At 72.4% G+C, this 13924-nt stretch carries 12 protein-coding genes; 8 read left to right on the top strand and 4 right to left on the bottom strand.

Features of this window, described 5'->3' with window-relative positions; genetic code table 11:
* Nucleotides 1-6: 6 nt before the first annotated feature.
* Nucleotides 7-705, top strand: a complete 699-nt coding sequence (locus HNP84_RS46450; protein ID WP_185056532.1) for an endonuclease/exonuclease/phosphatase family protein — start codon at nt 7-9, stop codon at nt 703-705.
* 49 nt (nt 706-754) lie between these two features.
* Nucleotides 755-1918, top strand: a complete 1164-nt coding sequence (locus HNP84_RS46455) for a hypothetical protein (RefSeq protein WP_185056533.1) — start codon at nt 755-757, stop codon at nt 1916-1918.
* Nucleotides 1919-1993: 75 nt separating this feature from the next.
* Here HNP84_RS46455 and HNP84_RS46460 read toward each other — a convergent pair whose 3' ends face one another.
* Together HNP84_RS46460 and HNP84_RS46465 are read right to left on the bottom strand one after the other, a co-directional pair.
* Complete coding sequence (locus tag HNP84_RS46460) at nt 1994-2569, bottom strand: hypothetical protein (protein ID WP_185056534.1); 576 nt, start codon at nt 2567-2569, stop codon at nt 1994-1996.
* 67 nt (nt 2570-2636) lie between these two features.
* Complete coding sequence (locus tag HNP84_RS46465; RefSeq protein ID WP_185056535.1) at nt 2637-3401, bottom strand: alpha/beta hydrolase; 765 nt, start codon at nt 3399-3401, stop codon at nt 2637-2639.
* 207 nt (nt 3402-3608) lie between these two features.
* Between HNP84_RS46465 and HNP84_RS46470 the strand changes: the two genes are divergently transcribed.
* The 3 genes from HNP84_RS46470 (at nt 3609) to HNP84_RS46480 (ending at nt 7044) form a co-directional block, all read left to right on the top strand.
* Complete coding sequence (locus HNP84_RS46470) at nt 3609-4316, top strand: lysophospholipid acyltransferase family protein (protein ID WP_185056579.1); 708 nt, start codon at nt 3609-3611, stop codon at nt 4314-4316.
* Between the two features lie 245 nt (nt 4317-4561).
* Nucleotides 4562-5215 (top strand): hypothetical protein, encoded by a 654-nt coding sequence (locus tag HNP84_RS46475; protein WP_185056536.1) that lies wholly within the window; start codon nt 4562-4564, stop codon nt 5213-5215.
* Nucleotides 5216-5697: 482 nt separating this feature from the next.
* Nucleotides 5698-7044 (top strand): cation:proton antiporter, encoded by a 1347-nt coding sequence (locus HNP84_RS46480; protein WP_185056537.1) that lies wholly within the window; start codon nt 5698-5700, stop codon nt 7042-7044.
* 1 nt (nt 7045) lies between these two features.
* Here HNP84_RS46480 and HNP84_RS46485 read toward each other — a convergent pair whose 3' ends face one another.
* Nucleotides 7046-7789, bottom strand: coding sequence for a hypothetical protein (locus tag HNP84_RS46485; RefSeq protein ID WP_185056538.1), 744 nt, complete (start codon nt 7787-7789; stop codon nt 7046-7048).
* Nucleotides 7790-7874: 85 nt separating this feature from the next.
* Nucleotides 7875-8879 carry a LacI family DNA-binding transcriptional regulator gene (locus HNP84_RS46490; RefSeq protein WP_185056539.1) on the bottom strand — a complete coding sequence of 335 codons (1005 nt, stop codon included), beginning with the start codon at nt 8877-8879 and terminating at the stop codon, nt 7875-7877.
* A gap of 1384 nt (nt 8880-10263) precedes the next feature.
* Between HNP84_RS46490 and HNP84_RS54400 the strand changes: the two genes are divergently transcribed.
* From HNP84_RS54400 to HNP84_RS46505, 3 genes are read left to right on the top strand one after another with little or no spacing between them, the layout of a single operon-like run.
* Nucleotides 10264-10584 carry an L-rhamnose mutarotase gene (locus tag HNP84_RS54400; protein ID WP_185056540.1) on the top strand — a complete coding sequence of 107 codons (321 nt, stop codon included), beginning with the start codon at nt 10264-10266 and terminating at the stop codon, nt 10582-10584.
* 45 nt (nt 10585-10629) lie between these two features.
* On the top strand, nt 10630-11790 hold the full coding sequence (rhaI, locus tag HNP84_RS46500; RefSeq protein ID WP_185056541.1) for an L-rhamnose isomerase: 1161 nt from the start codon (nt 10630-10632) through the stop codon (nt 11788-11790).
* Nucleotides 11790-13820 carry a bifunctional aldolase/short-chain dehydrogenase gene (locus HNP84_RS46505; RefSeq protein ID WP_185056542.1) on the top strand — a complete coding sequence of 677 codons (2031 nt, stop codon included), beginning with the start codon at nt 11790-11792 and terminating at the stop codon, nt 13818-13820. Before rhaI ends, HNP84_RS46505 begins: the two co-directional genes overlap by 1 nt.
* Nucleotides 13821-13924: the final 104 nt, after the last annotated feature.

Here is a 13924-nt window from a genome sequence, read left to right on the forward strand (position 1 = left end):
TCGGGCATGGCGGTCAGGGTCGCGACGTACAACGTGCGCTCGATGTACGACAGCGTGCCCGCGCTGACCAGGGTCATCCGCGGCCTGCGCGCCGACGTGCTGTGCGTGCAGGAGGCCCCCAGGTTCCTGTGCTGGCGGCGCAAGCGCCGCGCGCTGGCCCGCGCCGCCGGGATGACCGTCGCGGCGGGCGGGCGGCGCGGCGGCGTGGCGGTGTTCGCCGGGCCGCGGGCGCGCGTGCTGCACGCCGAGAACCACCTGCTGCGGTTCTACTTCCGCCTGGAGCGGCGGGCCGTGGCGGTCGCGGTCGTGGAGGTCGAGGGCGTGCGCCTGGCGGTCGGCTCCATCCACCTGGACCTGGACGAGGCCGCCAGGTTCCACCACGCGGGCGAGGCCGTCGAGCTGGTGGAGCGGATCGCCGCGCGCCACGGCGCCGCCGCCGTGCTCGCGGGCGACGTCAACGAGCAGGAGGACCGCGAGAGCTTCGGCTACATCGCCGGGCGGCTCGCCGACTGCTACCGGCACGCGCCCAGCCCCGGCGGCGACGGGATGACCTTCACCGCGCGCAGCCCCGGCAAGCGCATCGACGCGATCTTCGCCGGGCCGGGCCTGGCGGTGGTCGCGTGCGGCGGCTCCGACGCCTCCCGTGAGGATCTGGCCGCCGCCACCGATCATTTACCGGTGATCGCCGAGCTTGTGGCCTGCTGAAACACCGGTGTTGTGCTCATGTGGCAGATCCGCCCCGTACGATTCTGCTATGACCCGCCGCACCAAGCGGCGTGCGCTGGCGGTGTGCGCGGGAGTCGCGCTGTGCACCGGACCTATCGTCCCCGGCATGTCGGCCGCCCACGCCCACGCCGATCCGACGCGCCCGCCCGCCATCGCCGAGGCGTGGCAGCAGTCGAGCAGCGTGGGCCTGCAGGGCGACGGCTCGCTGTCCGACGTGACCGGGCTGTCGGCGTCGAACATCTGGGCCGTGGGCCAGCAGGACATCTGGGACGTCTGGGAGAACCGCGGCGCGATCAGCCACTGGGACGGGCGTTCCTGGACCCAGATCGGCATCCGCAACGACGACACCGGGGCCGGGCACCTGCGCTCGATCGCCGCCGCCTCCGCCACCGACCTGTGGGCGGTCGGCACGGCCCACGACAGCCTGCCCTACGTCGCCCACGGCGACGGCTCCGCCTTCGACCGGGTCGGCGTGGACCAGCTCCGCGCCGGCGACTGGCTGGGCGGCGTGGCGGCGGTGCCGGGCAAGGTCGTCGCGGTGGGCAGCCGCGACCGCGCCCCGCTGGTCGTCACCCGCACCGGCGCGGCGTGGCAGGTCGAGCCGGTGCGCGTGACCGAGGGCACCCTGTACGGCGTGTCGGTCTCGGCCAAGGGCGACACCGGCTGGGCGGTCGGCGACAGCGAGGGCGAGCCGCTGGTCGTGCGGCTGTCCGAGGGCTCCTGGAAGCGCGTGTCGCTGCCCGAGATCCCCGGCGGCTACCTGCGCGACGTGCACCTCGACGGCGCCAAGAGGGCGCTGGCCATCGGCGGCGTCTACCACGGCTCCCGCAAGGTGAGCCCGCTGCTGCTGTCCTGGAACGGCAAGCGGTGGTCGCGGGTGCGGGTGCCCGACGGCGAGGCCAGCCTGTACGGCGTCACCGGCGACGGCAAGGGCCGGTTCTGGGTGTCGGGCTTCGACCCGCAGCGGCCCGGCGAGCCGTACCTGCTGCGCTACGACGGCAAGCACACCAAGATCATCCGAGGCGAGGCGGCGCGGGGCGGCGAGTCCAGCACGATGCGCCTGCAGGCGGTGACGTACGTGCCCGGCACCTCCACCGTGTGGGCGGTGGGCCACGTCGTGGACGCCGAGGACAAGTACACCGACGTCGTGGAGCGCTTCGGCCCCAAGGGCACCCGCTCCACGTCCTCCTGACGGCCCCCGGCGCGGGAGGGCGTCTCCTGACGGACCCTGGTGTGACGGACCTTGGCGGGCGAGGGCGCGCGGCGGCTACACCACCGCGCCGTCGTCCCACCCCGAGTCGTTCGGCGGCCCGTCGCCCATGCGCACGACCAGGGCCACGAACCCGCCGATGAACGCCGCCACCGCCGCGAACAGCGCCCACCCCTGCATGTGCCAGTCCAGCAGCGCGGCCAGCAGCAGGTAGGCGGGACCGCCGAACAGCGCCAGCCACGCGATCTTGGTCGAGGTGTCGGCCTTGGGCAGCGGAGGCGGCGGCGGGGGCACGTAGTGGTCGTCGTCGTCGGCCGCCTCGGCGTCGCGCGCCCGCTCGTCGCCGGCGAACGCGTCGTCGTCCTCGGGCGGGGCGTCGCGCCCGTCGCGCCCGTCGCGCCCGTCGCGCACACCGCGGCCGTCGTCGCCGAAGGGCGGCGCCTGGGCATCGTCGCCGAAGGGCGGCGCCTGGGCGTCGTCGTCGGGCCGCTTGACCACCCTGCGGGCGGGCTCGGCCGGGAGGTTCTCGCTGTCCGGCCATGGCTGATCGCCCGAGGCGGTCGTCTCGGCTGGCTCGTTGAAAGAGGCGACGATCTGACGCCAGACCTCGTCCTCGTCACTCTGGGGTGTCACTTAGCTGGGCCTGTTGGTCATCGGCCGGTGCCTTTCCTCCCGGGACCGCGCATCCCCCGTCCGGCGATCAGTCCCTCTGTAAGGGTACCGAGGCGTGCGTCCTGATGAACTCCAGGCTCCCCGCGAAGATCTGATCGGCATCATTGTCAAGGGTCGCGACATGGAAGCTGTTGGTCAACTCGACGACGGTGAGGTTGCCGCCGTTCAGCCGCTCGCGCAGGATGCGCACGCTGGTCGGCTTCACCACGTGGTCGTCGCGGCTGTGGTAGACGAGTATCGGCTGGGTGATCTTGTCCAGCTCGCCCTGGACCAGCGACCACAGCCGGGGCAGCGTGGCCGCGGCCTTGACCGGCGTACGCGAGTAGCCCAGCTCGGCCACGCCCTCCTTCTTGATGTCCCCGGCCACGCCGGGCACCGAGGCGACGAACAGCTTGAGCACCGGCGCCAGCGCCAGCAGCGGCACGTCGTTGGCGATCGACGGGTTGACCACCACGATCCCGCGCACCGCGTCGCCGTGCACCTGGGCCAGCCGCAGCGCCATGCACCCGCCCAGCGACAGCCCGGCGACGAACACCTCGGCGCACCGGCCGCGCAGGTCGGCCAGGGCCTTGTCCAGCTCGGCGTACCAGTCCTGCCAGCGGGTGCGGGCCATCTCCCGCCAGGTCGTCCCGTGGCCGGGCAGCCGGGGCAGCACCACGCTCAGCCCCGCCGCGGCCAGCGCCTCGCCCCACGGGCGCAGCGACTGCGGCGTCCCGGTGAAGCCGTGGCACAGGAGCACGCCGACCTCCCCGCCGTCGTGGCGATAGGGCTCCGCGCCAGGAAGTACCGGCATCGCACTCCTCCTCCCGCCGTCACCGCCGGCACGGCCCTCGGCCAACCGGCGGCACGCCCGATCGTCGCACGCGACCACAAGGGTTGGCGAGGGGGCGTGCCGGAGGAATCACTGGGTATATGCCCCGTTTGTCGCGTGCTGGATCAGCCCGGAAAATGGGAAGATAACGCTGGCTCCACAGACCGACGCCGAGAAGAGGTGCCCGAGTTGTTCTACTGGGTGGTCAAAGCCATCTTGGCGCCGCTGATCCACCTCTTCTTCCGGCCCTGGCAGGAGGGTGTGGAGAACATCCCGAGAGAGGGCCCGGTCATCCTCGCCGGCAACCACCTCTCCTTCGCCGACCACTTCATCGGCGCCCTGCACGTCCCCCGCAAGGTCATCTCCCTGGGCAAGGCCGAGTACTTCACCGGCCGCGGCATCAAGGGCCTGATCAGCCGGATCTTCTTCACCGGCGTCGGCACCGTCCCCATCGACCGCTCCGGCGGCAAGGCCAGCGAGGCCGCCCTGCGCACGGGCCTGCGCATCCTGCGCGGCGGCCACGTCCTGGGCATCTACCCCGAGGGCACCCGCTCCCCCGACGGCCGCCTCTACAAGGGCAAGACCGGTGTCGCCCGCCTCGCCCTCGAATCCCGCGCCCCCGTGATCCCCTGGGCCATGATCGGCACCTTCGAGATGATGCCCCCCGGCCGCGTCTTCCCCCGCTTCGGCGTCCGCACCGGGGTCCGTTTCGGCAAGCCGCTCGACTTCTCCCGCTACTACGGCATGGAGGACGACCGCCTGGTCCTGCGCGCGGTCACCGACGAGATCATGTACGCCCTGATGGAGCTGTCCGGTCAGGAGTACGTCGACAAGTACGCCGCCAGCGCCAAGGTCGAGATGATCAGAGCGGCCCGCGCCGGTTCCGGCGACGACTGACGGTCGATCTTTTCGTGATCTCCGCCTGCGAGGATTCCCGGGCCGCCTGACCGACACCGGGAGGACACTCGTGGCCCGACGATGGGGCGCCGTCATGGCGCTCGTGCTCGCGATCCCGCTCATGGCGGGCACGGGCACGGCGGCCCGCGCGGAGACGGCGGCCGAGGGGCCCGTGGCCGCGCTGAAGCGGGCCCTGGTCGAGGGGGAACGGCATCCGCTTCTCCGGCACCCACTCGTCCCGGTCGGTGGACACTCCCGCCTCGCAGTGGGTGACCAGCAGGGAGTTCGGGCGGGTGGCCTTCGGGCCGGGCCGGATCGCCGCCACCGACTGGACCTCCGAGTGGAAACCGGCGAAGAAGAGGACGACGCGCGTCCGGTGGCTCACCTTCCCCGGCGAGGTCTACGTCCACGGCCTGTTCGAAGAGACCGGTGAGTGGCTGCGCAGCGCGAGCACGGACCGGCCCCGGTTCACCGCCGGGCACATCGACGTGCTCGACCCCGCCGTCCTGAAGGCGGTGCTCGCCACCACCACGACCACGCGGCCGGTTCCGGGCGGCCTCACCCGCCACGACGGCGTGATCACCGTGGGCGCGCTGTACGAACTGGACCCCTCGCTGCGGCTCGGCATCGATCTGAAGCCGAACCGCGCGGAGCGGAAGATCAAGATCGCCTGGAGGCTGTGGTTCGGGAAGGACCGGCTCGTCCGGCGCGTCCGCGCCACCTGGACCGAGCCGGTGGACCGGAAGATCCCGGACCAGTCCCATCGCGTGGACCTGAGGGTGACCGGCTGGGGCGGCAAGGTCGAGATCACCCGCCCTCCGGCGGACCTGGTGCGAGAGGCGGACGAGAACGGAGTCGCGCCGCGGGAGCTCCCGGTCCCGCTGCATCCCGTCCGCTGACAGGCCGCCCGGGTCGCGCCTCACCGGGTGCCCGCCGGGGGCGTGGGGGAAAGTTCCGTAGATCGTGACATTTTCCGCCGAACATCCCGGCACAGGCGGGCATCTAACCCCCCGAGACCGCCCGCCAGGCGCCCGGTGATCGGAGGTGGAAGTGGACGTGACGTGGTCGCGCCCGCTTGGGATGCCGGGGTTGCCGCCCTGTGGCCGTGAGGTTCACGTGGCGCTCCCCACGGCGGCGGCTCTTGGAACGATCCGATCCGGAGTGAACCAGGGAGCACTCGTCGACGGCGGTGAGGCGACCGCCGTGACCCGGGTCCGGGCAGGGATCGACCACCTGGCGCCGTGCCGCGTCTCCGGCGACGGCCTTCCGCCCGCCCGGCGAGTGCGGCCCGCACCCGTCTCGCCGCAGGGCACCCCGGCCCCGTGCCGGCCCCACGCGGCGTGACCCACGCCGTCCTCTCCCCATCTCCCCAAGGAGCACGATGCTTCCGTCCTTGGCCGCTCCCATAGCGCCCATCGCCCACCATGATCTCCTGGTCTTCCTGCTGCAGGTCGGGCTGCTGCTCATGCTCGCCGTCGGGCTGGGCCGCCTGGCCATGCGCTTCGGCATGCCCGCCGTGGTCGGCGAGCTGTTCGTGGGCGTGATCCTCGGCCCGTCCTTCCTGGCCTGGGCAGCCCCGGGCCTGCACACCTGGCTGTTCCCCGCCAGCCCCGAGCAGTACCACCTGCTGGACGCCGTCGGCCAGATCGGCGTGCTGCTGCTGGTCGGCCTGACCGGCATGCACATGGACATGAGCCTGGTCCGGCGCCGCGGCGGCACCGCCGCCGGCGTCAGCATCGGCGGCCTGGTCATCCCGCTCGGCCTGGGCATCGCCGCCGGCTTCCTGCTGCCCAAGGCCCTCATCCCCGAGGGCACCGACACCACCGTCTTCGCCCTGTTCCTGGGCGTCGCCATGTGCGTCAGCGCCATCCCGGTCATCGCAAAGACCCTGATGGACATGAAGCTCATCCACCGCAACATCGGCCAGCTCACCCTGACCGCCGGCATGCTGGATGACGCCTTCGGCTGGTTCATGCTCTCCATCGTCAGCGCCATGGCGGTCAACGCGGTCTCCGCGGGAACCGTGTTCACCTCGCTGGCCTACCTGGCCGCCATCATCGTCTTCGCCCTCACCATCGGCCGGCCGATCGTGCGCGGGGCGCTGCGCCTGACCGCCCGCTCCGAGGAGCCCGGCCCGACGGTGGCCACCGCGGCGGTGCTGATCCTGCTGGCCTCGGCCGGCACCCACGCGCTCGGGCTGGAGGCGGTCTTCGGCGCGTTCGTCTGCGGCATCCTGATCGGCACCGCGGGCAAGGTCGATCCGTCCCGGCTGGCGCCGCTGCGCACGGTGGTGCTGTCCGGCTTCGCGCCGATCTTCTTCGCCACGGCCGGGCTGCGCATGGACCTCACCGCGCTGGTGCGCCCGGAGGTCCTGCTGGCCGGTCTGGCGGTGCTGGCCATCGCGATCATCGGCAAGTTCCTGGGCGCGTACGCCGGTGCGCGGCTGAGCCGGCTGAACCGCTGGGAGGCGCTGGCGCTGGGCGCCGGGCTGAACGCCCGCGGCGTGATCGAGGTCGTGGTGGCCATGGTCGGGCTCCGGCTGGGCATCCTGAGCGTCGAGGCGTACACGATCGTGGTGCTGGTGGCGATCGTGACCTCGCTGATGGCCCCGCCGATCCTGCGCATGGCCATGACCCGGGTCGAGCAGACCGCGGAGGAGGAGATCCGCGAGAACGAGCAGCGCGCCTGGACCCGCCAGCCCGCCGGCGGGCCCGAGCCGATCCTGTGACTCACCGGGCGAGGACGCGCACGTCGCCGCCGGTGCTCCTGGCCACGATGGTCCGGGAGCTGCGGCGCGAGTCGAGCTCGCAGCGCTCCTCGCCCTCCTCGCTCCTGGCCTTGATCGCATAGCTCGCCCGGGGGAGCGTCGTGGTCACGCGGCCGTCGCGGGAGCGCACGTCCACGTCGTCCGGCGGCTCGGCGAAGGAGAGGTTGATCGGGCCGCCGTCGGCGCGGGCGTGCACCCTGGCCGACCTCAGGCGGTCGCCGACGATGACGTCGTCGTCGCCCAGCAGGCGCAGGGCCCCGGAGGTGCCGTACGCCCTGATGGGGCCGGAGGCCGCCACCTCCACGTCCTGGGTCAGGTCGTTGAGGGTCACCCCGTCGTCGTGGGAGTTGACCTTCAGGCGGACCCGGGGCGGGACCCGGATGTGGTAGCGGGCGCCGCAGTCGCCCAGGACGCCGGCGCACTCGGCGGTCAGGCGGAGGGTGCCGTCGCGCAGGGACCAGGAGCTCTGGTCCGGCTCGGCGGCCTTGCCGCGCAGCCAGCGGTCCACCTTCACGGTGTCGCCGGTGCCGGGCAGGATGCGCAGACCGCCCAGTGAGGACGTGATGGTCAGCTCGGCGCCGCTGTACGCGAAGGACCGGGCGGCGTGCGCCTCCTCCGCCTCCAGCTCGATCGCGCACGCCGTCGCCGTGGCCGCGAGCGCCGACAGTGCCGCCAGCGCCGTCGTGGTCGCCAGGAATCGCCTCATGACGCGATCGTCGTGCCTGGCGGCGCCGGCGGCATCGGTCGTATGGCCGAGGCCGCTTCGTTCGTTCGGGTGGTTCGGTGGCTCGCTAGTTCCGGGTGCTCTCGCGCACGATCAGCTCGGGCTGGAACATGATCTGCTGGTGCGCGTGGCTGCCCGGGTTGTCGCACTCGTCGAGCAGGAGTTCGGTGGCGACCTGCCCCAGCCGGTGGGTGGGCTGGCGGATGGAGGTCAGCGTCACCGCCGACGCCGAGGCGAAGTCGATGTCGTCGTAGCCGACCAGGGCCACGTCGTCTGGCACCCGTACGCCCGCGTGCATCAGGCCCCGCAGCACGCCCAGGGCCAGCAGGTCGTTGGCGCAGAAGACGGCGTCGGGCAGCCCCTCGGCCAGCAGCTTCTCGGCGGCCTGCTGCCCGGCCCGCGCCGTCATGGCCGTCATCGGCACCTCCACCAGCGAGGCGGGATCGCGCCCCGCGGCGGCCAGCGCCCGCTCGGCCCCCTGACGGCGGTCGGCGCACTGCCGGATGCTGGTCGGCCCCGTCACGTACGCCACCCGCTCGGCCCCGCCCTCGATGAGGTGCGCGACGGCCATCGCCCCGCCCGTCACGTCGTTGACCGCCACCGAGCACTGGTCGGGACGGGTGGCCGGATGGTCCACGAACACGACGTTGATACCCCGCTCCTTGATCCGGTCAAGGCGGGCCTGGTCCTCGTCGGACGGGGTGATGAGCACCCCCCGAACCCGTTGCTCGGCGAAGACGAGCAGGTTACGCTGCTCCTTCATCCGATCGCCCGAGGAGTTGCCGAGGATGACCGCATACCCCCGGTCGCTCGCCACGTCCTCGACCCCCGCGGCGACGTCGGTGAAGAAGGGGTTGCCGATGTCGATCACCGAAAGGCCGATCGTACGGCTGTGCCCGGCCCGCAGGCTGGACGCCGACCCGTGCCGCACGAACCCCAGCTCACTGATCGCCCGCTCGACCCGCGTCCGAGTGGAGGCCGCGACCTTCTCGGGCCGGTTCAACACATTGGACACCGTCCCGGGGGAGACGCCCGCCCGAGCGGCCACGTCTTTGATGCTCACCGAGCCCATGACAAATTATTAAAACGTATCAAGCCGCAAAGTGCCACTTGTGCCGCGTTCTGACCCCCGCATGTCGCGAAATAACCCGTAAATCGATTCAGTCAGACAAGCCACCCCTCTCCTCCACCGGCCTGCGCCTGCCGCCCGCGCCCTTGCGTCGGCGCTCCTCCCCGCCCCGCCCTCATGCGGCCCTCGCGCCGCATCCTTCCGGGCTCCCCCGGCCGGGCTCATCTCGCCCGCGCCTTCCGCGCCCATGGGGGAGGTGTCGAATGTCCGCTGGTCCGGGCACGGGCGCCTGGCGACGCCGTGCCACCTTCCGCCCCCGAGATCTTCCGCTCTGCGCCCTCTCGGCCATGCCCCTTTCGGCTCCCGCCCTCCCGCCGCCATCGAACCTCCACTCCTCGCAGTCGCACGTCCCACCCCGGGAAGTCCCGTCGCGCCCGCCTATCCACCGCCCGCCCCTTGCCCTTCGGTGGTCGGCAGGGCCGGGCGAGCTGCGCACGCCGGAGCGCCGCTCGCCGCGCGGCACCGGTGCCCCGCAAGGTCCGGCTCCACGCCTGCGGCGAACCCGAGCCCGGTGCCGACTTGGTCAACCGCCGCGCGGCGGAGGTGGCGGGCGGAGGTGGCGGGCGGCGGCACGGACGGCGAAGGCGCCGGCTGGGGTCCGCGTTGCGGGCAGGGCGCCGGGTGCGCCCCTCCTTGCGGGCAGGGCGCCGGGTGCGCCCCTCCTTGCCGCCTCATCCCGCCTCCACCCCTCGCCCATGCCCTCGCCGCTATCGCCCATCCCGCCTCCACCACCTCACCGCTGTCGCCCGTCTGGCCTGCGCCTGCCCCCTGTGCTCTTACAGCCGGCGTTCATCCGGCCTGTGCGCGTCGCCCGTGCCTTTGCGGCCGGTGTTCATCCGGTCTCCGCCTGCCGCCCGTGCCCCTCGCCGACCGGCCATCCTCCCCGCCCCGCCCTCTCCGCCGTGCTCATCCGGCCCTCGCGTCGCGTCCTTCCGAGCCCCATCCCGGTAAAGGGCCATCTCGCCCGCGCTTGCCCGCGCCCACGTGGGGAGTGTCGAGCGTGCGGCGGGCCGGGCGCGGGAAGGCCGAGGCCCGGGACGTGCGCCGGAAGCGGCGGGGGCGGTGCCCGGTCGTGCCTCCCCGCACACTCACTCTGCGCGCTCCTGATGCCCGCCGCCTGGGTGTGCGTGTTCGGGAGGAGAGGGCGGGAGGGCCACGTACGGGCAGAGGCCGGCGGCCGGGCCGGTCTCGGCCCGGGGAAGGGCCGCTGTCGTGGGGGTGGGGATGCGCACAGGGCATTGACACCCCGTGTGCGTCGGCCGTAGCGTCTGGAGGTAGGTTTGTTAAAACGTTTTTTGTGGCCTCAGACGCTGATCGTGGAGCTTTCGTGCGACGGGTGTGCTTCCTGCTGAAGGTCCGGGTCGATCGCCTGGACGAGTACCGCGAACGTCATGCCTCGGTGTGGCCCGAGATGCGTGAGGCGCTGCGGAAGGCGGGCTGGGGCAACTACTCGCTGTTCCTGCGCGAGGACGGCCTGCTGGTCGGCTATCTGGAGACCGAGGATCTGGACGCTGCGCGGGCCGCGATGGCCGAGACCGAGGTCAACGCTCGCTGGCAGGCGGAGATGGCGCCGTTCTTCGAAGATCTCGACGGCCGCCGCCCCGACGAGGGGTTCGTGCCCCTCGAAGAGATCTTCCACCTCGACTGACGAGCCCCCCGTTTCCCCCTCCACAAGAAGACGAATCAGGGATCGATGAAGGACACCACGGAGATCAAGGCCGCCCTAAGGGCGCAGCACATCGAGACGCCCTCGTGGGCGTACGGCAACTCGGGCACGCGCTTCAAGGTGTTCGCGCAGCGGGGCGTGCCGCGCGACCCGTACGAGAAGCTGGCGGACGCGGCCCAGGTGCACAAGTACACCGGCGTGGCGCCCACTGTCGCCCTGCACATCCCCTGGGACAAGGTGGACGACTACGCCGACCTGGCGCGTCATGCCCGTGAGCTGGGCGTGGGCATCGGCGCGATCAACTCCAACGTCTTCCAGGACGACGACTACATGCTCGGCAGCGTCACCAACCCCGACCCGGCCGTGCGCCGCAAGGCCACCGACCACCTGCTGGAATGCGTGGACATCATGGACCAGACCGGGTCCGACACGCTCAAGCTGTGGTTCTCCGACGGCACCAACTACCCCGGCCAGGACGACATCCGCGCCCGCCAGGACCGCCTGGCCGAGGCGCTGGCCACCGTGTACGAGCGGCTGGGCGAGAACCAGCGGTTCCTGCTGGAGTACAAGCTGTTCGAGCCCGCGTTCTACACCACCGACGTGCCCGACTGGGGCACCGCGTACGCCCACTGCGTCAAGCTGGGGCCGAAGGCGCAGGTCGTGGTGGACACCGGGCACCACGCGCCGGGCACCAACATCGAGTTCATCGTGGCGTTCCTGCTGCGCGAGGGCAAGCTGGGCGGGTTCGACTTCAACTCCCGCTTCTACGCCGACGACGACCTGATGGTGGGGGCGGCCGACCCGTTCCAGCTCTTCCGGATCATGTTCGAGGTCGTACGCGGCGGCGGGCTCGGCCCGCACGTGGCGTTCATGCTGGACCAGTGCCACAACATCGAGCCGAAGATCCCGGGCCAGATTCGGTCGGTGATGAACGTGCAGGAGGCCACGGCCAAGGCGCTGCTGGTCGACCAGGAGGCGCTGAGCGCCGCGCAGCAGGCCGGTGACGTGCTGGGCGCGAACGCCGTGTTCATGGACGCCTACAACACCGACGTGCGCCCGCTGCTGGCGGAGCTGCGTACCGAGATGGGGCTGGCCGCCGACCCGATGGCGGCCTACCGCGACTCGGGATACCACGAGAAGATCGCCGCCGAGCGCGTCGGCGGCACGCAGGCGGGCTGGGGGGCCTGATGGACGTCAAGAAACTGCTCGAACGCTGTCACACGCTGGGCGCCGACCCGCGCAACACCAACTACGCGGGCGGCAACGCCTCGGCGAAGGGGCTCGGCCTGGACCCGGTGACCGGGACCGACGTCGAGCTGATGTGGGTGAAGGGCTCCGGCGGCGACCTGGGCACGCTCACCGAGAGCGGCCTGGCCGTGCTCCGGCTGGACCGGCTGCGCGCGCTCACCCAGGTCTACCCGGGGGTCGAGCGCGAGGACGAGATGGTCGCGGCGTTCGACTACTGCCTGCACGGCCGCGGGGGAGCCGCGCCCAGCATCGACACGGCCATGCACGGCCTGGTCGAGGCCGCGCACGTGGACCACCTGCACCCGGACGCCGGCATCGCCATCGCGACCGCCGAGGACGGCCCGGAGCTGACCCGGCGGATCTTCGGCGACCGGGTGCTGTGGGTGCCGTGGCGGCGGCCCGGTTTCCAGCTCGGCCTGGACATCGCGGCCATCAAGGCGGACAACCCGCAGGCCATCGGGGTCATCCTGGGCGGGCACGGCATCACCGCGTGGGGCGAGACCTCCGAGGAGTGCCAGGCCAACTCCCTGGAGATCATCCGTACGGCGGAGCGCTACCTCGCCGAGCACGGCCGTCCCGACCCGTTCGGGGCGCGGGTGGCCGAGCCGCTGCCGCGGGAGGAGCGGCACGCCCGCGCCGCCGAGCTGTTCCCGGTGATCCGCGGCCTGTGCAGCACCGACGTGCGCCAGGTGGGCCACTACAACGACGACCAGGTCGTGCTGGACTTCCTGGCCTGCGAGCGGCATCCCGAGCTGGCCGCGCTGGGCACGTCCTGCCCGGACCACTTCCTGCGTACGAAGGTCGCGCCGATGGTGCTCGACCTGCCCGCGGACGCCCCGCTGGACGAGGTGGTGGAGCGGCTCGGCGAGCTGCACGCCGCGTACCGCGAGGACTACCGCGCCTACTACGAGCGGCACGCCACCCCCGACTCCCCGCCGATGCGCGGGGCCGATCCGGCGATCGTGCTGGTCCCGGGCGTGGGCATGTTCTCCTTCGGCAAGGACAAGCAGACCGCGCGGGTCGCCGGCGAGTTCTACGTCAACGCGATCAACGTGATGCGCGGCGCCGAGTCGGTCTCCCGCTACCGGCCGATCGAGGAGTCGGAGAAGTTCCGCATCGAGTACTGGGAGCTGGAGGAGGCCAAGCTGCGCCGCATGCCGGCGCCCAAGCCCCTGGCGACCAGGATCGCCCTGGTCACCGGCGGCGGCTCGGGCATCGGCGCGGCGACCGCGCGCCGCCTCGCCGCCGAGGGCGCGTGCGTGGTCATCGCCGACCGCGACCTGGCCGGCGCCGAGAAGGTCGCCGCCGAGATCGGCGCCAAGGCGCTGCGCCCGGAGGACGTGGCCGTCGCGGTCGAGGTGGACGTGACCTCCGAGGAGCAGATCGCCGCCGCGGTACGCCGGGCGGTGCTGGCCTTCGGCGGCGTGGACCTGGTGGTCAACAACGCCGGCCTGTCGCTGTCGCGCTCGCTGCTGGAGACGACCGTGGCCGACTGGGACCTCCAGCACGACGTGATGGCCCGCGGCTCGTTCCTGGTCTCCCGCGAGTCCGCGCGGGTGATGATCGCGCAGGGCATGGGCGGCGACATCGTCTACATCGCCTCCAAGAACTCGGTGTTCGCCGGCCCGAACAACGTGGCGTACGGCGCGGCCAAGGCCGACCAGGCGCACCAGGTCCGCCTGCTCGCCGCCGAGCTGGGCGAGCACGGCATCCGGGTCAACGGCATCAACCCCGACGGGGTGGTACGCGGCTCGGGCATCTTCGCCTCCGGCTGGGGCGCCAACCGCGCCGCCGTGTACGGGGTCGAGGAGGAGAAGCTGGGCGAGTTCTACGCCCAGCGCACCCTGCTCAAGCGCGAGGTGCTCCCCGAGCACATCGCCACCGCGGTGTTCCTGGTCACCCAGCTCAGCCACACCACGGGCACGCACATCCCCGTGGACGCCGGCGTGGCCGCCGCCTTCCTGCGGTAACCCCGATCCGGCGGCGCCGCCCGGGTTCCTGCCACCCGGGCGGCGCCGCCGCGCGCCCGAGACGACCGGGGGCGACGCCCGCGCGCGAGGTTCGCGCGCGGGCT

Origin of the sequence: Thermocatellispora tengchongensis (assembly GCF_014202315.1) — a bacterium.
Taxonomy (GTDB): Bacteria; Actinomycetota; Actinomycetes; order Streptosporangiales; family Streptosporangiaceae; genus Thermocatellispora; species Thermocatellispora tengchongensis.

Bases quoted from the DNA above. Each gene is read 5' to 3' on its own strand.
- HNP84_RS46465 (WP_185056535.1), bottom strand. From the start codon at position 3,401: ATGCCGGTACTTCCTGGCGCGGAGCCCTATCGCCACGACGGCGGGGAG.
- HNP84_RS46480 (WP_185056537.1), top strand. From the start codon at position 5,698: ATGCTTCCGTCCTTGGCCGCTCCCATAGCGCCCATCGCCCACCATGAT.
- HNP84_RS46455 (WP_185056533.1), top strand. From the start codon at position 755: ATGACCCGCCGCACCAAGCGGCGTGCGCTGGCGGTGTGCGCGGGAGTC.
- HNP84_RS46450 (WP_185056532.1), top strand. From the start codon at position 7: ATGGCGGTCAGGGTCGCGACGTACAACGTGCGCTCGATGTACGACAGC.
- HNP84_RS46490 (WP_185056539.1), bottom strand. From the start codon at position 8,879: ATGGGCTCGGTGAGCATCAAAGACGTGGCCGCTCGGGCGGGCGTCTCC.
- rhaI (WP_185056541.1), top strand. From the start codon at position 10,630: ATGAAGGACACCACGGAGATCAAGGCCGCCCTAAGGGCGCAGCACATC.
- HNP84_RS46505 (WP_185056542.1), top strand. From the start codon at position 11,790: ATGGACGTCAAGAAACTGCTCGAACGCTGTCACACGCTGGGCGCCGAC.
- HNP84_RS46485 (WP_185056538.1), bottom strand. From the start codon at position 7,789: ATGAGGCGATTCCTGGCGACCACGACGGCGCTGGCGGCACTGTCGGCG.